The 22,296-nt window shown below is 30.4% G+C and carries 10 protein-coding genes, 1 tRNA gene and 1 pseudogene; 5 read left to right on the top strand and 7 right to left on the bottom strand.

Going from position 1 to position 22,296, the window contains the following annotated elements; all coding sequences use genetic code 11:
* Window positions 1-25: 25 nt before the first annotated feature.
* Both ACUXZJ_RS05240 and mce read right to left on the bottom strand, forming a co-directional pair.
* Window positions 26-99 (bottom strand) — tRNA-Ile (locus ACUXZJ_RS05240).
* Between the two features lie 84 nt (window positions 100-183).
* Window positions 184-588 carry a methylmalonyl-CoA epimerase gene (mce, locus tag ACUXZJ_RS05235; protein ID WP_060383504.1) on the bottom strand — a complete coding sequence of 135 codons (405 nt, stop codon included), beginning with the start codon at window positions 586-588 and terminating at the stop codon, window positions 184-186.
* 80 nt (window positions 589-668) lie between these two features.
* Here mce and rbfA point away from each other — a divergent pair, with 80 nt between their 5' ends.
* The 3 genes and pseudogenes from rbfA to ACUXZJ_RS05220 all read left to right on the top strand — a co-directional run bounded on the left by rbfA (window position 669) and on the right by ACUXZJ_RS05220 (window position 3,241).
* The gene (gene rbfA, locus ACUXZJ_RS05230) at window positions 669-1,061 is read left to right on the top strand and encodes a 30S ribosome-binding factor RbfA (protein WP_088419238.1); all 393 of its coding nucleotides are present in this window, start codon (window positions 669-671) and stop codon (window positions 1,059-1,061) included.
* 5 nt (window positions 1,062-1,066) lie between these two features.
* Window positions 1,067-2,281, top strand: coding sequence for an ABC transporter permease (locus ACUXZJ_RS05225; RefSeq protein WP_060383506.1), 1,215 nt, complete (start codon window positions 1,067-1,069; stop codon window positions 2,279-2,281).
* Between the two features lie 82 nt (window positions 2,282-2,363).
* Window positions 2,364-3,241: pseudogene (locus tag ACUXZJ_RS05220) on the top strand (IS1595 family transposase).
* A 119-nt stretch (window positions 3,242-3,360) separates the two neighbouring features.
* Here the strand turns inward: ACUXZJ_RS05220 and ACUXZJ_RS05215 are convergent.
* Both ACUXZJ_RS05215 and ACUXZJ_RS05210 read right to left on the bottom strand, forming a co-directional pair.
* Complete coding sequence (locus ACUXZJ_RS05215) at window positions 3,361-3,684, bottom strand: type II toxin-antitoxin system PemK/MazF family toxin (RefSeq protein ID WP_060383507.1); 324 nt, start codon at window positions 3,682-3,684, stop codon at window positions 3,361-3,363.
* Window positions 3,684-3,920, bottom strand: coding sequence for an AbrB/MazE/SpoVT family DNA-binding domain-containing protein (locus tag ACUXZJ_RS05210; RefSeq protein WP_060383508.1), 237 nt, complete (start codon window positions 3,918-3,920; stop codon window positions 3,684-3,686). The genes ACUXZJ_RS05215 and ACUXZJ_RS05210 overlap by 1 nt, the downstream gene beginning before the upstream one ends.
* An 87-nt stretch (window positions 3,921-4,007) precedes the next feature.
* Between ACUXZJ_RS05210 and ACUXZJ_RS05205 the strand changes: the two genes are divergently transcribed.
* Window positions 4,008-4,139, top strand: coding sequence for a hypothetical protein (locus tag ACUXZJ_RS05205; protein WP_256366358.1), 132 nt, complete (start codon window positions 4,008-4,010; stop codon window positions 4,137-4,139).
* A 154-nt stretch (window positions 4,140-4,293) separates the two neighbouring features.
* The gene (locus tag ACUXZJ_RS05200; RefSeq protein ID WP_158447618.1) at window positions 4,294-4,455 is read left to right on the top strand and encodes a hypothetical protein; all 162 of its coding nucleotides are present in this window, start codon (window positions 4,294-4,296) and stop codon (window positions 4,453-4,455) included.
* A gap of 589 nt (window positions 4,456-5,044) precedes the next feature.
* On the opposite strand, the gene ACUXZJ_RS05195 is transcribed toward ACUXZJ_RS05200, so the two are convergent.
* From ACUXZJ_RS05195 to ACUXZJ_RS05185, 3 genes are all read right to left on the bottom strand, one after another.
* Window positions 5,045-16,621, bottom strand: a complete 11,577-nt coding sequence (locus ACUXZJ_RS05195) for a DUF6443 domain-containing protein (RefSeq protein WP_446195936.1) — start codon at window positions 16,619-16,621, stop codon at window positions 5,045-5,047.
* Between the two features lie 64 nt (window positions 16,622-16,685).
* Window positions 16,686-17,390: a hypothetical protein gene (locus ACUXZJ_RS05190; protein WP_097609575.1), complete on the bottom strand. Its 705-nt coding sequence runs from the start codon at window positions 17,388-17,390 to the stop codon at window positions 16,686-16,688.
* A complete protein-coding gene (locus ACUXZJ_RS05185) occupies window positions 17,390-22,273 on the bottom strand; it encodes a hypothetical protein (protein ID WP_446195934.1) in 4,884 nt (1,627 codons plus the stop codon). The genes ACUXZJ_RS05190 and ACUXZJ_RS05185 overlap by 1 nt, the downstream gene beginning before the upstream one ends.
* Between the last annotated feature and the right edge of the window lie 23 nt (window positions 22,274-22,296).

Raw genomic sequence — 22,296 nt, 5'->3', positions numbered from 1 at the left:
TTTCTGTAAGGCTTGATTTTAGTTGTGGTCCCACCTGGGCTCGAACCAGGGACCACCTGATTATGAGTCAGGTGCTCTAACCAACTGAGCTATAGGACCAATTTACTTAGTAAATCTTTATTTGCTCAGAGTTGCTCTCTGTTTGCGGTTGCAATATTAAGACATTTTTTTAATTCTACAAAATTATTTTAAAATTTCTTGACACAATTCAATTAACACTCCATTGGTACTCTTAGGATGCAAGAAAGCAACTAACTTATTATCAGCTCCTTTCTTTGGAATTTCGTTCAATATGACAAAGCCATTTTTTTTTAATCTTTTTATTTCTTCTTCTATATTTTCTACATCAAAAGCTATATGATGAATACCTTCTCCCCTCTTTTCGATGAATTTTGCAATAGGACTTTCTGGATTTGTAGCTTCAAGTAACTCTATTTTATTAGGCCCATTCATAAAAAAAGAAGTTTTAACGCCTTCGCTTTCTACAAATTCTTCTTTATAGGCAGGTTTTCCAAAAAGCAATCCAAAAATCTCATTAGATTCTTCTAAATTTTTCACAGCAATTCCTATGTGTTCAATTTTTCTCATCATTTTTTTGTTTTCACAAATATATCATTTGATAAACTCAAAATGGCAACACTAATTACAAAAAATTGTATGTTTGCAACATGGAGACTAATAGACAAAAAAAAATAGGAATCGTTTTACAAAAAGATTTGGTAGATATTTTACAAGGTGAGGTACGTAAAAACGGCATTTCAAATCTTGTTATATCTGTTTCAAAAGTGAGTGTGACTACTGACTTATCAATTGCAAAAGTATTTCTTAGTATTTTCCCTCAAGAAAAGGCGAAAGAAATACTAGAAGCTATAAGATCAAACACTCCCCTTATTAAACATGATTTAGCTCAACGCGTAAAATTACAGCTACGCAGAGTTCCTAACCTTCTTTTTTACATTGATGACAGTTTAGATTACATCGAAAAGATAGATCACGCATTATCTGGAAAAGACAACCCTATAGAGAATCCTAATTTATTAGATAAAAGAAAGAAATCTTAACTATATTGTACTTCTCTTTTTACATAGCAAAACGATATCTACGCACTTCAAGTAAGAATAATGCAATAAATATCATTAGCCGTATCGCTTCAGTTGGAATAGTAATTGGCTCTATGTCCTTATTTGTTGTGCTATCTGTTTTCAGCGGATTAAAAGAATTCAGCTTATCTTTTAGTAACGATTTTGATCCCGATTTAAAGATTTTTCCAAAAAAAGGAAAAACAATAACAATCAACCCCATTCAACTTAAGGAATTAAAAAAAGCCAAAGGAATAAAATCCTATAGTAATGTAATTGAAGAAAAGGTACTTTTTATCTATAAAGGAAAGGAACATGTAGCTGAAATTAAAGGTATAGACAATCAATTTAATCAAGTAAACAGAATCCAAAAGGCTATTTATCAAGGACAATGGCTGATCCCTGAAACTCCACAAGTTGTCATTGGAAACGTTATTGCTAACAAATTATCTTTAGGACTTTTTGATTTAAATAATATTCTTGAGATTTACGTTCCTAGACCTGGCAAAGGAGCTATTACAAACCCAGAAACAGCCTTCAACAAATCTAATCTAATACCAGTAGGAATTTACTCTATCAATGACGATCTAGACGCAAAGTATGTTTATACTGATCTTCGATTAACACAAGATCTACTAGAATACAAGACAAATGAAGTATCTGCCATAGAAATAAAAACAGATAGCCTAGCTAACGAAGATCTCATAATTAAAAACTTAACTAAAATATTTAGTAACACCGTAGTCATAAAAAACAGAACACAACTTAATGACAGCCTACACAAGATGCTAAATACTGAAAATACAGCTATTTATCTAATTTTCACCTTAGTAATCATCATGACTCTTTTCACTTTGGCTGGCGCCATCATCATGATGATTCTTGAAAAGAAAAACAATTTAAAAACACTTTTAAACCTAGGGGTTACTATAAAAAACATTCAACTAATCTTTTTACTACAAGGATGTTTAATTACTTTCATAGGAGGAATATTGGGTATTGGGATTGGTCTTATTTTAATTTTTATTCAAGATCAATTTAGCTTAATAACAATAACTGAATCCCTTCCTTACCCTGTTAAAATAGAAAGTACTAATATCATAATTGTTTTTGGAACAATTATGATATTAGGTTTTACAGCATCTCTCATAGCAGGTAGCAAAGTGTCTAAAAACCTACTAAACCACTCAAGCTCAACATAAAACTTTTTCGAGTTAATCATTTAATTTCTGTATCTTTAAGTCTTTAAAATCATGTATTATGGAAGTATTTGAAGGATAAAGTATACTAAACTTTATAAAAAATTGCCAAATGATGAATCTTGTAAGGCATATTTAGCACAAATAAAATGGAAAGATGGTTTTATTTGTATGAAGTGTGGTCATACAAAAGGATGTGAAAAATCGGGATATAATTACCAATGTTATAATTGTCAACATGTTGAAAGTGCCACCGTCAATACGTTGTTTCACAAGGTTAAATTTGGTTTACATAAAGCTTTTTGTATTGTGTTTGAAATGACAACTAGTAGTAAAAGTGTATCAAGTATTCAAATGGGCAAACGTTTTGGTATTCGCCAAGGTACTGCTTGGTATTTTATGCAAAAAGTGCGCAAAGCAATGCAAAGTAGTCAGAAATATCCTTTGTCAGAATTGGTTCATGTAGACGAATTTACTGTGGGTGGAAAAGAAGAAGCAAAACAAGGAAGAAGTTATGATTCTAAAAAGAAAAAAGCAGTAATAGCAGTAGAATTAAACCAAAAACATCAGATAAAAAGAGTCTATGTGAAATCTATTGACGACTATTCTTCAAAATCACTAACTCCAATTTTTGAAGAACATATAAGTCAAACGGCAAAGATAGTAACGGATAAATGGAGAGGGTATGAACCTCTAAAAAACTTTACAATAGTTGAACAGCAATTAAGTAATAAGGGAAGAAATTTCAACGAATTACATATTATAATAATGCAATTGAAATCTTGGATTAGAACAATACCAACCCATATTAGCAAATGGTATATTCAAGCTTATTTTGATGAGTTTTGTTTTAGAATAAACCGTTCTCAATTTAAAACAAGTATTTTTCATAAAATTATAGAAAGAATGTTAAATACAAAACCAATTTATCAAAAAAACATAAAACAGATATTAAGTCTATAACTCAGATCGTTTTTATAATCGGTTACACAAGGCAGGTACAAAACAGGCTTTGCGTGTTTTCTATTACATATTACAATTCTGCATTGTCCGTAAAATTGTAAAAATTTTAACTACTAACTTTAATCTACCAAAAATTCTTTTAAAATCTGTTTTGTGATTGTTATTTCTTTTGTAGATAATTTGCTTAATGATTTAATAATTCTCGCCTTATCTATTGTTCTTATTTGGTCTAATACAATCCACCCCGTTATTCCTTTATTATTTAATTCTAAACGAGTTGGATAAGGCTTTGATATGTTTGTAATTGGTGCTATTATTACATTTTGAAGATACTTGTTCATTTCATCAGGTGAAAGCACTACACACGGTCTTATTTTTTTTATTTCACTTCCTATACTTGGATCAAGATTTACAAGGATAATTTCATACTGTTTTATATTCATTATTCAAAAGTTTCTTCTTCAAAAACATCGTCAATCAAAAGGCTGTCGTCTCCGTTCTGGTTCATTTGCATAAATGCTTTATCCCAATTTTTTCTCGTCTGAGTTTTTGGACGGATTACGATTTGTGATTTTTCTAAGATTAACTCCACTTTATCACCAATGTTATACTGCTCCAAAATTGTTTTCGAAAATCTAATTCCTTTAGAGTTTCCGATGTTGATTACTGATAATTCCATTATATTTGATTTAAAACTTATTTGTAATTACAAAGTAATAACAAAATTCATTCCAAAAAAAGCATTTTATCACTTTTATTTTATTGGATGAAAAGAGTTAACCATTTCGTTATAGACTTATTAGAAGATGAAAAAAAACAAGCTTTACTAAAACTTATTGATATGGCTGTCGCCAAGAAAAAACTAAAAGACAACCTGCAAAACCTTTCTAACCTTTAACCCACAAAAAAACACGCCCTAAAGCGTATTTTGTTTTTTACTCTCTGTTGTGGGCACAGAAAACATTTCTGCGCTAACGTTTACCGCATATCCGAGCGATCGGAGTAAGCCTAAAAAGATTGCTGATATACTAGGCATAACTTTAGATTTTCTAATGAATGACAAGCCTCAAGATGACACGGTTTTTGATAGTGATGTAATTTACAGAATGGAAGAATTACAAAAATTACCCGAAGCCGAAAAAGAAAAAATAAACGCTATAATTGACGCTTTCATTAGAGACACTAAAGCCAAACAAACTTTTAGACTTTCATAAAAGAAAAATTTTACCACCATAAACAACAAAAGCAACCTCTAAAGTTGCTTTTGTTGTTTTTATCACTGTTGTGGGCACGATTTACAAAATCGCGCTAACCTTTGCGTTGAGACTCACTTTGTGTTATATCCGAGCGATCGGAATAAAACCATAGTTATCTGGGGCTAACTTTTACCGCATATTCGAGCGGTCGGATTTAGAGGCAAATAAAAAGAAATAAAACTTCTAAAAAAGTTATAAATAAATAGAAAATATTCACATTTAAATTAAAACTTGAAATAAATACAAACGGATTGATTAATTTATTATTAGTTTTTTTTAACAAATTGTCAATTATTTTATTATAAAATTTTAGAAATTTTATAAAAATTAATAGGAAAAAATCAATACAAACAATTACTGGAATTGCTTCTGTTATCTCATTATTTACCCAAAAACTATTTAAGTAAAAGAAAAATAAAAGAATAAAAAAAGACACTATAAAATAAACCGTATCAAATCTTTTGTTTCTCGTATACAAGTGAAGTAAAATAATATTTTTTAATAAAATAAAAAAAACTAATAATGTTAATCTCATATCTTAATTCAATTAATTTTTAAATAAATCAGTGTAAATACCATAATCAAATTTCACATTAACACCTCCTTTAAGTCCTAAAATCCATCCAGCATTTGCGTCCAAATGCATTTCTATAATTTTCTTATTAGTATTCAAAAGGAAGTGACCATTATAACCTGCATGAGCACTCCCTGCACTCCCACCTATACCTGCATTAAGATTTAAACCAAGAAAACTTAAGCCTGCATTACCATTTCCTTCTAATGCATGTGCACCAATACCCATTCCTTGTTTATATCCATAAATACCTCCATCACCAAAAGTAAAACCATTTTTTGCATTAGCAAAAGCCTTAAATGCACTACCATCTAAACCCCCTTGAACATCAAACCAGTTCTTATAGCCTAAAGAACCATTTATCTTACCTTCAATTCCAGAAATCTCTGCTTTTACATCGTAGGCCACTTCTGAAGAATTATTTGATAAATCCATATTAAATGACTTTAACTCAGTATTAAAATGGTTAGCATCATCATCATTTCCAGCTCTAAAACCAATTTTTGCACCAGAAAATTGAGCCGTATTCTCATCAAATTTATTTTCAAAAGGACCTCCATAAAACCCTTTCCTTTGATATGTACCTTGAACAACAATTTCATCCAAAGGCGTTGTAGGATAAGCTTCTCTTGTATATATTCCGTTAGTATCTGTTTTTTCCCAATAATCCCCTTTTGGCTGTGAATTGGCATCAACTTTTGGATTTGTAGGTTCCAATCCTTCTAACTCAATCATATCGATAAGCCTGTTACCGCTAAACTGATAAGGAGAATAAAATGGGTATTTAGAAGTCAAAGGGTCAACAGCAAAAAATCTTCCCACCCTCGGGTCATGCATTCTAAAAGTATAGTTTAAGGAGTTCCCTCCTCCTTTAAGTTCATCGTCTTTCTCCTGTCCTTGGAATCCATAACGGTAGGCCTGGCTTGAGCCGTGGCGGTTTGGAATCAAGCTGCCAAAAGGGTAATAGTCATTATAACTAAGAACGTCTGGCATAAAGGTAAAATTATTTCCTGAATTTCCAATAAATAATTTACGATCTGTAATAACTGAAAGTACATTTCCTAAATGATTTGATAATTCATAATTTTTATCGCCTACTAAACGATATGCTTCATTTGCTGGTCTTTCTATTTCTGATATAGATTTTCCTTGATCAATACCTTCGCAAATATCGCCTATCCCGTCTTGGTCTGCATCTAACTGATTTCCATTAGCGTCTGTTTGACCTTCTGATTTACCGTTTTTAGTATCGATACAATTATCACATCCATCTCCAAATCCGTCTTCATCTCTATCTGATTGGTATTGATTTGTTAACGATAGATAAGTTGGATTAGCATCACGTATAGCAAGTGCTTGTTGATCTTTAGGATCTATAGTTACATAATCAATCCTAGGATTGTATTTATTTTTACAGTTGTCACAGTCGTCTCCTACACCATCACCATCGGTATCTAACTGATAATCTGGATTGATTGGATTAGGAGTAGGATTATTTTTCTGACAATTATCACATACATCACCGTATCCGTCTCCATCGCTATCTTTCTGGTCGGGATTAAAAGTAAAACGACAGTTGTCTAAACGTTGTTTTCCGTCTTCTTTGAAATCAAGTACTCCATCTTGGTCTGTATCTAATGCTTGAGGTCCACAATAAGTGTCCGAATAATCTTTGGATGTTAAATTGGTTATTGTTAAAGGTTTTACAATATTATCTTTATCTAACATATCGGTAGAAACAGATGTCGGGGTTTCGTCAAAACTAAACTGGTGTTTGATTTCATCTATTGAATAGGTAAAATCGCAAATTTCAGCATGGGCAGAACCTAACGACCAATCTTGGTAGTTATTATTAGGATCATAAAAGGCTAAGTAATTAGCTCCTAAAGCATTATTAGGTAGTGTTGGAAAATTAATTAGGTGTTGCTCATGTGGTTCTATGTTACCATATCCAAATGACCAATTTAATCCTGAATCAACTTTATTTGCTTTATATATGTTTCCGTTTACATTTATTTTAACATCAAATTGATTATTACCATTTTTATTAATGTTTACTTTTAAATTCCATTGGTTTTCTGGTATTTCTGTTGGTATGGTATAATCTATTGTTTGTACATAAGCATCAAACTTGTTTCTTTTACCTCCAGAGCGCGTTGAATATACACCGTAATCTCTTTTGTGTAATACTAATTTCACAACTGGTTTATAGACAAATACATCTGGGTTGGTTGACTTACGTATTTTTTCTATAAACATAAATGCGGAGCTTCTATAATAAGGTCCTGCATCGATCCAATCTCTTTTTGATAGATGATTATGTAACGATAGTAAAAGGCCTTTTTCTGGTGTATTTTGACTGATTTTTATATTGGTTTTTAAAACAATTGAGTCATTTATTACCCCTGCATCTGGAAAGAAGTTTAATCCATATTCAGAAGGACTTTGCCAAGTTTTACTGTCTTTTATTGTTTTTAATTCAATTCCTTTTATTTTGGAGGTTACCAATCCGAAAGGTGCTGTTTTTTCTAAATTACTCCATTCTTTTTTAGCTAATTTGTTTTTTATTGTTTGATTAGTGCTGCTTAGGTCTAGATCTGCGTTTTGAACTCCCAAGCGACTACTTCCGTAGATATCGTGTTCTACCAAACGAAAAGTTCCTGACTTTGTATCTACTGGTGTGTTTATGGGTTTTATTTCTGCTAAAAATTTAGCATTTGTTTCGGTACTAAATCCATTAGACAATACAATTTCATTTGAGGCTTGTAGGGTTAGGTTTCCGGTACTTTTTACGGTTGATATACTATTGCTACTACTTGAAACATAAATCCCTTTGCTGGCTTTCTTTATTTCCGTACCGGATACGATATAATCGTTTAGGTATAAATTAGGAACCACAGGTTCTGTAACTATTGTATTTTTTTCGTTGGCTTCGTATACGGCCATTACATTTCCTTGTGCATCTCTTTGATAGTAGGTGGTATTGTTTTTTTCATTTGGTCTACTAATCGTTTTTGCTATCCTGTTGCCTAAACCATCGTAATCAAAAGTAATGATGGTACCGTTATCTTTGGATACTTTTTTTACTTTTCCATCTACACGCCAATCAATGGTAATGCCTTCTTTTTCATCACGGATTAACTGCCCGATAGCGTCGTATTTATAATTATCGGGGTTTTGATCGTCTAGATCTAGTGTTGTATCGTTTGGATTATTAGGATCATTTGTAAATGTTTTGTTTGGTACTGTATCGTCTATGTATGCTAATTTATTAGTACCTGGAATATAATGGTATGAAAAATCATCCATTAAATTATAATCTTTTTGAGTGATATTATTATCTGTTTTCTTAACGGGAGCAGTTCGTTTTAATGTAAATAGGTTTCCATTAGAATCGTATTGATATTGACTACTTAAAGATTCGTGTGTTTGATTTAGGGAATTGATTCCTATGGAGTTCATTGTTTTAATTCGGTTGAGCTGATCATAGGTGTATTTATTAAACTGCGAATTTAATTTTACTTGGTTTTCATCAAGTAAGGAAGTTACCATTTCTTTAATATTACCGTTGTATAAATTCTTATTTGTTTGAAGATTCATACCTTGTGATAAAGAAAAAGTATTGGTGTCTAAAACAGATTTTGTGTTTTGCCTTGAAAGATAATCACCGCTATAATAGTTTAATGCAAATGCTATGGCATCTTGACCAACTGCATTTGTACCATTTAAGGATCCATCATGACCAATATCATGGCCTATTTGCTCAGAATTTACAGCTTTGAGCCAACCTTGAAGTGTATAGATATAATCTAGACCTTGCACTGTTTTATCGCCTATTATGGTACGAGCAAGGGGACCATGCTGGTAGTATTCATATTTAGCATCTTTTTCCCATATTATATCATCTGTACTGGTTTGTACTTCCACAATACGATTATCTGCATCATAGGCATATTTGTGTATGAATTGATCTTTTTGTCCTGGTTGGTAAATAACTTTATTTACTTTTCCACTGATTAGATCATAGTCATAAACTACTTTTTTAGCGTCTTGTTGTAAATTAATAAGATTTGCTGATGTATTTCTTTGTACAAACTGTCTTACATTGCCGTGTATATCATAATCATAAAAAATAGCATTGTCGTATTTGTTAATATCTACTAAGGTAGAAGCTTTATCAATATATAGAACTGCTGTAACTCTTTTTTGGTTATTATCTTCATGGCTTTTTCCTATATATTTTAGAGCATCTGGATGTTGTTCGTCATACAGGGTATGGGTAACTTGTTGTTTTAAATATAATGATTCATTGTCTTGTTCGAAATTATTAATAGCAATGCCTGATTTTAATAATCTTCCATTTTCATCAATGGTAAAACTAGAAGGAGCAATAATTTCTCCTGCTTGGTAAATTCTACCTAGACCATCATATTTTGTAAAACTAAAAGCGGTACAAATACCATTTGAACATGTTATACTTTTCTTTTGATTAGCATTTTGGGAAGCAATAATTCGTCCTAAAGCATCGTAAGCAAAACGTGTTTCACCTCCATCAGGTGTTTTTTGCCATACTAATTGGTTTAAGGAATTGTATTTGTATTCTGTATTAAAACTATGATTAGCTTCTATAGCTGTTTGTGATGCGTTTTCTGGTGTATCATTTTTTTCTCTAAAGTTGTTGATATTGATATTTAATGGATCATTATCTTTAGTGATTCCTAGCCTACTTACCCCTTTAGGAGGTATAGTTTGGGTTAAATTACCAGCTTGATCATAATAATACAAGGTGTATTGATATTCTTGATCTTTTGCTTCTTTTGTAAAAGTTTCTTTTAGATGATCAATTGCTTCTTTGATATAGTTCGTTACAAATTCTTCTTTTTTTAAGGCTTTTTCCTGACTTGCTAAGACTGTTGTATAGGTTTTAGTAATAGATTCATGAAAGATTTCGCAAGGTGTTTTTGTTTCATTAACTGTAAATTTTAGATCTGGAACCATTGGAGCTGGTGGACACACTTGGTTTTCAACTACGTATATATTATTAATGTAGTTATTCCATGACATACTATAATCGTTTGATGATATGTAAAGAGCATAACTATCTATTGCGCTTATAAGATCTTTATATCCGTAGTTTAGTTTGGTAGCCCCAAATTCAGCTATACTAATGTATTTATAATTGGTAACATCCGAAATAAAGAATTTCTTTAAATAATATAAATACGGAGTTGTTATATAGGCAAATTTAGCATTACAAAAATACTCATCATTGGCTGCTAAATATTCTGGCAAAGTATAATTGGGTAGTTTTGCTTTCATTCCTTCAACATACTCTTTCCATTTTGAGCCACAAGCTAAAGGCTCTACTTCCTGAGGGACACATTTTATACAAGGAACTTCTTCTTCTTTTGTACAAGAAGGCGGTAATTTTAAACAAGAAATTTTACCTCTAAGATACCTTTTTTCTAAATATGCTTCTTTTTTTATTCTTTGAAAATTATAGATATATCCTATTTTTATTTTAAAAGTAGTATAGGTATCATCATCAAAAATTAGATCATAAAGATATCTATTGCTATAATTACTATCAAGGTATAAATCAATAATTTCTAAATTAACACCGCAGGATGAATTTTTACCAAATGCAAACGATAATTCATTTCTATTTAATACCCAATTTGATATGACTCTATTTTCAACAGGTAGCGTTAAAGGTAGAGCCAATAACGAGTTAGGGCTTATATTTTCAGGACTTTTATATCCCTCTTCATATAGATATTTTTCGTCTAAAGCAATATTTAACAATTTAGTTAAATTAGTTTCTACATCAATTTTTTCTTTGCAAAACTCTAAACAATCAATAGATCCTGTTATTATTTTATAACCAGCCGGTTCCATTTCCATTAATGTCCCTTTGTATTGATAAGAATGCGTTGGCACTGATTCATAAGGATTATTATGAGCCCAAACTGTAAAGGTTTTATTATCAGTATTTAACTTAAAATTAGAAAAATGAGTAATTGCATTAAAATAATTTCTATGTGTCTCATAATTTCCTGAATTTAAATAACTTAGTATTAAGGAAAAATCACAATTAGCAAAATTATATTGCATCCCTTGAACTTTACTACTGAATTGAGAGTTTTTAGGAGTAATCCATTCTGTTTTAAAATTATCAATGGTTGAACCATTAGGAATGATATAAGGGTCTACTTCTTGCCATTCTTTTGGATTATATGATGCGTTATTATTAGGTAATTGTCCTTTATTATTTTTTTGAGTTGACCATAAATGGTTAATCAATTTTAAAAGATTAGCTTCTGCTATCTCTTTTATAGATAGCTTTTTTGTACAAATACATTGAAAATCTTTTGTTGCAAGTTTTCCTTTAACAGAACTGATGATACCATTATTATTGATAGAGAAAAATTGAATATTATAACTATTATCAATTTTTATACTTGTGATTCTATCTGTTGGTAAATTACCTTGTAAATCCGTAACGTTGATTAAAACCTGTCCTGTAGTTGGTAATATAAATTGAAAACCATCTATCGTTTTTTTGTATTGTGCTGCAAATTGAGTATCATTTAAAAATTGTTGAATAAAATTATTTGCATAAGGATAGATGCCTGAAGCGGGTGGCGATTGAGTTGAATTATAGCCTGTGTTTAAACGGATACCTGTTGTACTATTAACTGTTTTTTCAGAAATTAATTTATTAATTATTTGTAAAAGGTTTCTTTCAAAATACATTTTATTGGTACAACCAGCAGTTGCATCAATAGTTGCTTGACCATTTACATTAATGGTTCCGTCTTCAGTACAGGTATCAAGAGGAGCTTCTGTGGTTCCTTCAATAAGAATTTCTTCAAAACATGTTTTTAAAGGATCAGGATCAAAATCAGCCTTTGCGATAATTTTAAATTTATAATTTTTCTTTTCTCCTCCAGGAACTGCATATATGTCCTTAAATTCAGTTATATAAAACTGGTTGCCGTACATAGACCAGTCTGGGGCTGATGCACTGGCACCTCGTACCGTTGGACAAGAAGTAATATAGGAGGTTGGGTTGATTATTTCTAGTTTAATTTTTTTATTACTAGCGTTTTCGTCTTCAATTTTTAAATCTAAGACTGTATTTGACACGATATAGCCTTTTATTTTAGGAATTGACGTTAAATCCTTTATAAGGGTTCCTGCTCCTAGGCTTTCATATAATTTATTAGTTAGTTGAGCTATTGTATTGGCAGGAATTTCTTCTGTATTATAGGTAGGCAACTTCCCTATTGGATTATAATCTTTTTGAATTAATCCATTTAAAAACGACTGCATGTCTAAAAGTAATGGGCATTTTTTAGTTTCTAGGTATAGGCTATTATTAGCTGCTGTAATGCTGTTGTCTAAATTTTGATCATCACTGGCCCCTGAATCATAAAAATAGTCTGAATCTATGAAACGTTTTTGTTTGTCTTTATAAAAAATTCTTACGTCTGAATTGTCTATTGCTAAAATATTTTGTGGATAAACACTTACATAAGATGTTTTATAAACCTTTTTTAAATTGTCTATTGCATCGGAGAAAGGTGTAAAAGGATTTCTTTCATCTATTTCTTTTGCAATAGTATTATATGTTTTCGCATACTTTCTTAAAGTATATCTAAATTTTTCTGTGTTATTAATATTTCCTATATAGCCATTGTATCCTTTATTTTTTATGCTATAAATATTTGAAAAAACAGTTTTTATTTTATTTTTAAAACTGGTATAATAGTTTTTGTAAGTAAGCCAGATTCTATCTTTTTGTTTTTCATTAACATTATTATTAATGTAGTTAATTAATGCGCTATTATTTTTAACGTTATGAAAAATACTTATTGGTGCTAAACCGTTTCCAAATAAAACCGTGTATGCAGCGGCTTGAAACATATTCATTTTATAATCTTGACCTTGGTATTTATAGGTCATTCCTTCATAATTTTCAGTTAGAGCCTCAATAATCAGGTTTTTTCTTAATGAACTCTGAGATGTACTCTCTACTTTATTGTAATTTAAATTATAAAAAGGATCTTCTTCTAAAATTTTTATACCTGTAGCGGAACTTGGATTTTCGATTAACTGTTTGTTTTGACTAGCTATTTTATAGGTTTCTATTTCATTTAGAGCTAAATCATAATTATCAGTATTATTTCCGTATTTGATTAAAGTATTCTCGCAAAGTGCTTTATTATATTCGTAATAATAATACTCTGGGTGATAAGCGAGTAAAGATTTTGCCCAATTTTGTTTCCAATTTTTAATAAAATCGGCTATGTTATCAAGATATTGAGGGGATACTAGGTATTCATCTTCATTATCGCCTTTTTTCATCCCTCCTAATCTATAGTTAGAGGTTACTGATAAAATATCCGTATCGGTGATATTTTCAGGAAGTAATGGAGTATTAGGTTCAATAGGAGGCAAATAAGTGTTTTCTGCTATTTTTTTAACTGTTACCCACGCAATAGATCCATCTGCATTTTTATACACTCCATCTGATGGGTATTTCCAACTAAATTGTGATTGTTCCTTAGTTACTGTTTTATTATCTCCATACGCATCTTTCCCTATAGGATAGCTACCACCTCTTAATAGGTAATTATATTCATTAAACACACTCAAATCATCATTAACGACTTGAATTGTATTATTAGAAGGATCTGGTGTGTTAGTATTTGTATTAGTTGATGTATTTGAATCGGGATTACTAGCATTAATTACAATATCAGTAGTACTATCATCCATATCAGGTTTAAAAATAATTCCTTTTATTGAACCGTACTGTCCATTTGGGCTTAGATCTGACAGCAAAGTTGTTTCCATAATATGACAACTTGTAACCATTTTAGGACAAAGATCACGACAAGTTTGCAATGAGAAATCAAATTCTTTTTTAAATAAATTCTCATCATTATTTATTATTATAGGATTTAATGAAAGGTCTTGATAATTTAATTTTCCTAAGGTATCATAGGTAAAGATGGTAGGAGCATATCTGGTATTTAATTTATCTAAGACATAACCGTATTTAGCAATAGCTGCATATTGATCAAAAATAGGTTCCGAACATGTTTTATTATTGTTTTTATCAAAACAATTGCTAAATTCTATTTTTTGATTTTCTTTTAAATAGTTTTCTACTAATGTCTTTTCACATAAACCACATGTTATTTCACAACCGTTTACATCGATTTGAACATTAAATAATTCTGTTTTAGGATTACAGATATTATCTTGTTTTGAAATTTCGTATAAATAATCTTCAGCATAAGCGTCTAAAGCATCTTTGTTAACAACTAGTTCTTTTGACAACAAATAACTTCCTTGTGACAAATTTTTAGCTTCTAATTTTTGAGTATTATAAGCTATTAAGGGTAAATTTCCTTTTGGATTTTGTGTATTGACAGAACCTATTGTTTTGATTGGATTTCCTTCAAAATTGAGTCTTTCATTAGCACAATCGTCTTTTAAACTTATTTTTAAATCATAAACAAAAGGATATGATTTGTTTGTTAAGCAATTTGGTTGAAAGGTATTTTTACTATGTTCAAGACCGTAATCAAATTTAATGGTAGAGGGTAAATTTCCAACAACTTCTAATTTAGAGGTTAAATCTATTCCGTCTTTTAAAATACCAAAACGGCCACTTGATTTTTTTTTGTTATTAACTAATAAATCTGTTTTTAAATTGCCTTCTGTTGCTAACTCGGGTAAAGCATCTAAATTTTCTGGTGATTGTCCCACTAAAGCTGTTGCTATTGTTTTTCCTTTAGGATCTATATAACTAACACTCGCTTGACCATTAGGATCTATAACTGTGTTTTTTTTATATTTATTTGCAAAACCTACTTTATACCCAAAAATACGATTTAGTTCTTCTTGACTTGGTGTAGAATATAAATAGGTCATTTCATGACCTCGTCCTATTTGATGATCTGAGCCTACGCCTCCTTTTTTATAAATTCGTCCTGTATTATCGGGTGTGTACACTATTTGAGAATAGGGAAATCCTTTAGCATCAGGTACGTAATCCTGAAAATTATTAGATACTTTAGCAGCTGCGGAATAATAGTTACTAGCCCCCGAACTGGTATTCATTTTATTAGATGTAGATACGCTACAATCTGTTTTTTTAGGATCATCCCAATCAAAATCTAAGTGAGAAAAAACCGTAGTTTGATTTTTATTTAGTGAGTCAAAATATTTTATAGCACTATTTTCTAAAGGCACGGGTAGTACTTCTATGGCAGGACGTCCTTGATTATCATATATTACTTCTCCTACGATAGATTGGTTATTGGTATTAACTTTTGTTACGGTTTGTCTATTTCTAAGTGAACCGTCAAAATAACTTACGACTTCTTTTTTCTTACCATCTTCAGCAAATGAAGATTGGTACTGCCAATTTTTACTGTCTTTTTCGTGTGGAACTACAATTTCAATTTTATCTTGCCAATCACTTAGGTTTTGAAATTTTTCTGCATTTGTTGTAGACCATTTTCCGAAATAAATTTTTGATACGTCATCTAAAAAACGACCAACAGGTCTAACTCTATATAAGAGGTATCCTTTTGAAAATATTAATGGAATTCTATAGCTCAGTTCTTTCGTTTGAATTCGGGAGCTATTACGCTTAAAGTCTTCTTCTGTAAAAGGAATATTATTAGGCAATTTAGGTTCACTCCCTTCTCCATAATTATCAATCCAAGTCCATTCTAGCTCATATTCAACAGCTGGAAAATTAGGATCTTTGTTCCAACTAATTTGAATTTCATGTTCTCCTTTTGCTTTATCTAAAAGTGTAATTTCTTCTTGAAATCCTTTGTAGGTAACTAAACTAGCATTGGGTTTTACAGCGGTGTCTTTTATGTTAAAATATCTTTCTGTACTAAAAATTAATTCAATAAAGACATTGCTTGGACTAGTTAATGTAATAGGTTTGTCATCTAGATTGGTATACATTACTGATAATACTTTTATCTCTGCTTTATGAGTCCCTGCAAGTTTATATACCACAAAATCATTGTGTTTAAGATTTTCTGTGGTCTTATTATGGGTTATAACAAATTCTTTTATTTCAGTATTTTGAACGTTGTTTGACAGTACTCCGTTATTAGCATATCGTTTTATTTCTAATTTTACAATAGCTTTATAACTTACATTAAATTGAGATTTTACACTGGTGGAAGAAGAGGTCTCTCCAATACCATAAGCGGATTCGTCTAACCCAATGTGTATATTTATTGCCGAATTAATAGATGTAAAATCGGATAATTTAGATTCATTAGAATTGGATTTATTTAATTCTGAGAATTTTGAATCTGTAATACTTAAGGTAGGCTGACCGTTTAAAGCAGTTCCTATTAATCGATTGGATTTTTCCTCAATATATTGTGACCATCCCGCTGTAATATTTAGAATTAAAAATAACTGTAGTAAAAATTTTAAAACATTCATTTTGGAATGTGAGGCTATCTTTACTGAAGTTTTCTTTATTTGAATTGTACTCATCGCGTATTCTTTTAATAGACTTAACATACGAATTAGTTTCTATGTTTTTTAGTTTATAGTTTTGCTATTTCCTTGAATCAAAAATCTTATATGACTTGTATTTTGGTAAGGCTATAGCTGTTTTATTATTAATTTTTACATACAAATCTGAATTAATCAAATCTAACTGTACATTACGGTTATAATGGTTGTAAATCATTTCTAACCTTGGAAATTCAGACGAATCTTTTTTATAATCTCTTGAAAAGTTATATTTCGTATTATAATAAAAAACTTGTTTTTTGAGTGTATAATCTTTATTAATTTTCAATAGAATTTTTGAATATAATAGTCCTGAAAATTGTTTCGGAACATAGGTTATTTCCCAATGATCTTTATAATCTTTAAAGGAATTTTCTTCACAAAGACGCACAAGATTTTCTATATCTTTAGTTAAATTAGATGAAGATTTTGGCGCATTATTTATCAACATTGTTTTATGTTTATGATCAACTTGTATCACATACTTTGTAGTTGTAACAATATCATTAGTACCTACTTTCATTAAAACTTCGTTTTTTGAGTTCTTCATAAATGATCCTAAATAACTCTCATGAATTACATTTGTAAGGTGATTTTTATAAAGGTTATACTTTATTTCAAACTTTAATGGTTTAGGTTCTGTGTATTTAGTAATCATAGATTTCATTACTTGATCACTTGTTTGACACCATATAGACCATGAAATTAGAAAACAAATGTGAATTAGAATATTATGTATTATTTTCATTAATTAACTTTTATATAATTACCTGAACGGGTTTCTTGTATGGTCTTAATTCCTTTTAAGGTTTCTTTTTTTACTCTAATCAAACCTCCTTCGTTATCGTACTCATAAAATGTAGCATAATTATTTTCGTCTAATTCGGACATCAATTTGAAATTTTCTGGATCATATACAAAAGATTTCATACTACCATTAGTAGGATGTATACGGATATCATCAAAGAAAACAGGGGTTCCTTTACTATCGTTAACTAATTCTATAATCATGAATTCAGATCCAACAGGAACATTAAATTTTTCATTTATACGTTGCCATCCTTCTACGACTTCTCCTTTTGGTTTAAAAGCATAGGTCATTATTTTTTTTCTATCTGCATTTTCAAATGAAACTTGAATTTTTACATTGGTAAATTCTTTAACTTGAGTATTTGTATCTTCTCTTACCCAAGCTCCTAAAATATAATTTTTTGAATCAAGAATTTTTGTTGACTCTACAATTCTACTAGGTTCGGGCTGAAACGAATAACATTCACTACATTTTGTTTTTCCTCCTTCATAAGGACAGCCAAGATCTGCCAAAACAATACCTTTAGATAAAAAATCATCATTAACTTCTTCTCCTAAAAACTTGAAATCAGGTAATGGAAAGTAGTCTAATTGAAAATTAGGGTTTTCATTTGGTTTAAAGTAAGAAGGAAATATACTCGAGTTTTTTGGAATTCGTGCATTTTCAAGATCAAATAAATATTTTAACGATAAAGCTAAAGATGATGTAAGAGCTCCTTCTTGTGTGGTACCAGCAATCGACTGTTTCAATTTATTTTCTGAAAAATTAAGGGATTCTACTGAATTATCTTCTTCTAATAGATTTACTTCGCTTATATTTTCGTTCACGCTATTAGTTTCCTCTTGAATATCATTTTGAACGACCACAGGTTTTGATGTTGTATAATTAGGGTCTTTTCTCTTTAAAAGAGGGAGGGTTGTTTCTTTATTATATACATAATAACCATTCTCTACTCCTATAACAAATAGATGTGGTTTTTTTTCTTGACCACCCGACAATTTGTGTAAACTTTTGTTGTTAAATTTAAGCATTGTAGCTTGCAATTTATCTAAATCAGTGGTTTGTGAACCATCTGTAATCATTATAACCATATTTAGTTTTAAATATGATTCTTTAGCAAGAAATAAGACTGTTTCTAAACCACTTCTCCAAAAATCAGATCCTTCACTTAAGCCTGTAACATTGTCTTTTTTATTGTATTTTTTACAATAATTTGAGAGCCATGGTAAAAAGTGTGACTTCAAGTTATTAGTGTCAATCTTAATAGGTGCAATATAATCATTACGCCAAGTGTTTGGAAGTGTATTTACTGTAACTTCGCCTTCATCTGTATTAGACATTCCAATTACGGACAGATACATATTTCCTCCCTGTTTTTCGTTTATTTCTGCTTGTTGGGTAAAATAGGCTGATAATTGTCTTTTCAACTGTGCTCTTTCTCTTTCATCTAATGAACCTGACTCATCTAAAACTAAAGCTACATGATTTTTACATTTTTCGAGGAGTAATTGTTCTGGACAAAAATTAATATGACGTATTTCTACTTTGCCAGGTTTTGATCCATCTGACAAAATGAGTTTACCATCTAAATTAAGATAATCAGATGATGTATATCCCAACAAATCAAGATCGGAAAAACTGAGATCTTTATTGGTTGTATTCCAATCAGCAGCTATAAAATCAGGTTCTTTATCTATAAATTTCAAAGGACGAAACCAGAACTTCATACTTTTATCATCCATTGAAAACCCATAAATCCTAGGTAATGAATAAGTAATATAAGGTTTAAGATCAATTAATTCGTCGCAAATATATCCTGAAGGAATACTTTCTCCATTAAGTGTTTTTTGACGTAAATGATTCAATAAATTCAGAACAAGTTTTTTTACTACAGTAGAATTACCATTGGCAGTAATACATGATTGAAAACAATCTTGTGCTTCAAAAGGATAAAAGAATTCAGAAATACAACCTTCGGCAGTGGTTATTTTAAGATTTAATCTATAACTTCCCACTTTAGTAGGGGTATATTGATAATACCCTTTCATTTCTGTAACCTTATCAACAACTACCCCCGAAGGATCAACCATGCTCCAACTATATTCTACATCCTTTGCCGAAGCGGAAAAAGTAAAATGAGAAACCTTTCCAACACAGTTTACATTCATCTTTTTTAAAAGAGCTTGTGTTTTTTCTTTAGTTTTATTCAATTCTAGATCTTTGGTCGGATTTTGTCCTTTTTGAATAATGCTACACCATTCAACTTCATTAATGCGTCCTATCATCTTTCCTTCTAAATATTGACATCCATTTTCAGAACCACCCGTATAGAATTTTTTTAAATTATCATATTGGTCAACATACTCTACCCATGAGTTTACTGCTGGATTATGCTCTTTATTAGTAATACTCCATAAACTTTGGAAACTTCCTTGTGAAAAAAATTCATCATTAGTTTTAGGTTCAAAATTCAATATTACGCCAGGAAATGGGAGATCACAACATTCTACAACCTTTACTTCTAAAGGATTAATTACTTTTGAGCAACCATCTAAAGTTACCGTTAACTCAATGCTATTTGAACCCGGCATACTAAAAGTAACACCTGCATTAGGTGTATTAACAGTACTAATAATCTGACCTTTAACATCTTTGAATACCCATTGATAAGTAGCCTTACTTAAATCAATATTCTTATCATCAGGTTCAAATCTTAAGTTCTCTATAACTTTATTACCACATTTGTAATCCGTTATTCCCGAAGCAACAACAATCTTACCTTCGGGTCTCGGACCAATAACAATTTTACCATCAGGTATATTACAAGGGCATTTCTTTACCTCTGTAGTACTTTTATAATCATACACACAACCTGTGGTGGTGGTAAATTTTAATTCAATTGTATTGATTCCTACTGTGGTTAAGGTGTAATTTAAATTCTTATCAGAAGTGGTATAAACGATGTTTCCATTTGGATCTTTTATGGTCCAAAAATAAGTCCCGCTATTGAGCTGATCTATCGTTGATTGCAATAAGTCTGTTACTATCAATCTTGAACTAATAGGATTATCACCACAGGTATACGTACAGGATGGTTTGCACTCACTTCCATCATCCATATAAAGACGTGCAGCTAACGACTTACAATTGGTCACATTGAGCGTGATGGGGTTTCGTTCTAATACTAGATTCTTATGATCAACATCTGAAATTGTTATAATCGGATTTTTTGATCTACAAATATAAACTCCTGCGTCTGATGCTTTAATATTTGTAAGCTTCAATTCTCTATTATTAACGGAATCGTCTGTAATAGGCATACCATCTTTAAACCACTGAAAAGTATCTTCATTAGGTAAATATCTACCATCTTTACACATTGTAAGCGTTATATTTACTCCAATATTTGCATTTATAATCTCCACAAAATCTGTCCTTTTTTGAGGAGCATAAGAAAATCCTTCATTACGATTAGAATCATATATATTATTACCAACAGAATTCTGAAACGAAGAAAAATTTCTTTTGAAATCTATAAATCTTAAATTATTATTATCACTTAATAAAGCATGCAAGTTTTTTTTAGACACATCTGGAATTTCGCCATAAAGATCATTATTATGAAAAGTTAAAGTTGTTAATTCTCTACAATTAATCAAAGATTTTGGTAATCTTCCCGACAAATTATTTAATCCTAAACATAAACTTCTCAATGGTGAGTTTAATGGAATATTTTCAGGTATACTACCTATAATTTTATTATTAGCTAAATCGATTCCTCTTAGGCTTACCCCTTGAAATAACTTATTTGGTAATGGTCCGTTGAGGCTATTATAGGAAAGATCAAGAAACCTTAATGTAGGTGAATCAAAAAAATGCTCAGGAATTCCTCCAATAATTGCAGTTCCTCTAATTTGAATTAGATCAATCTTTTCCAATTCACCAAATTTTCCCTCAAGTGTACCATACAATTGATCTTCATTATTTAAACTCAAAATAAAAGTTTCTAAATTAGATAAGTTACTAAAACTAGGTAATTCACCTGAAAAATTAGATCTGATAATTATTCTCTTTAATTTTGATAGGGCATTTATAGATGCTGGAATAGCGCCTCTATAATTAGATCCCTCAAGTATTATTTCTTCCAAACTAGACAAATTTCCAATATTTGGAGAAATAGTAAACGGAAGATTTTCACAATGAAACACACTTAAGCTTCTTAGTTTTTTTAAATTATATATTGAATTAGGTAAATCTTTTCTTAATTTATTACATTGTGACAAATCAAGGAATTCTAAATTTTCTAAGTTATTAAAGACATCAGGTAATTCACCTTCAATATCTAAATTTGTATAATAATCTAACATACCCAATTTCAGCCCAATAACTTTTCCATTTGCAGTAAAAACTCCTTGCCAATTTGAATTTCCATACGAATCAATTACAGGTGAGTTGAAATCCCATTTATATTTCAAATTCCTATTCCATGAAGAACCATTAGTAGCATCAAAAATAGCACGCAAAGCTGATCGTTCAGCAGTAGATACGTCAGTATATATTTGTCTATTTAAGAATTTCTTTTCTTTTCCATATTTCTTGATAATATCATTTACTAACTGTTTCTCTTTTAAGATAGCATCAATTTCTTTGTCAATTTCAGATTGCGCATTTATAGAAGTTCTATTATTTGTTTTTCCTAGGTTTTGTTTATTTCTAACGAGATCAAATCCTATTTCAGCGTCGTTATAATTTTGAGCCACAACGCCAAAACCATTTAGTAGAATAAAAAGATAGAGATATATGTTCTGTATGAGTTTCATAAATTCGATTTTTTTTCAGTGGT

It is taken from the genome of Flavobacterium sp. TN-1 (assembly GCF_052828645.1).
This window is presented reverse-complemented; position numbering and strand designations above follow the sequence as displayed.

Coding starts and splice junctions, on each gene's coding strand:
- mce (WP_060383504.1), bottom strand. CDS start 588: ATGAGAAAAATTGAACACATAGGAATTGCTGTGAAAAATTTAGAAGAA.
- rbfA (WP_088419238.1), top strand. CDS start 669: ATGGAGACTAATAGACAAAAAAAAATAGGAATCGTTTTACAAAAAGAT.
- ACUXZJ_RS05215 (WP_060383507.1), bottom strand. CDS start 3,684: ATGAATATAAAACAGTATGAAATTATCCTTGTAAATCTTGATCCAAGT.
- ACUXZJ_RS05210 (WP_060383508.1), bottom strand. CDS start 3,920: ATGGAATTATCAGTAATCAACATCGGAAACTCTAAAGGAATTAGATTT.
- ACUXZJ_RS05205 (WP_256366358.1), top strand. CDS start 4,008: ATGAAAAGAGTTAACCATTTCGTTATAGACTTATTAGAAGATGAAAAA.
- ACUXZJ_RS05200 (WP_158447618.1), top strand. CDS start 4,294: ATGAATGACAAGCCTCAAGATGACACGGTTTTTGATAGTGATGTAATT.
- ACUXZJ_RS05195 (WP_446195936.1), bottom strand. CDS start 16,621: ATGAGTACAATTCAAATAAAGAAAACTTCAGTAAAGATAGCCTCACAT.
- ACUXZJ_RS05190 (WP_097609575.1), bottom strand. CDS start 17,390: ATGAAAATAATACATAATATTCTAATTCACATTTGTTTTCTAATTTCA.
- ACUXZJ_RS05185 (WP_446195934.1), bottom strand. CDS start 22,273: ATGAAACTCATACAGAACATATATCTCTATCTTTTTATTCTACTAAAT.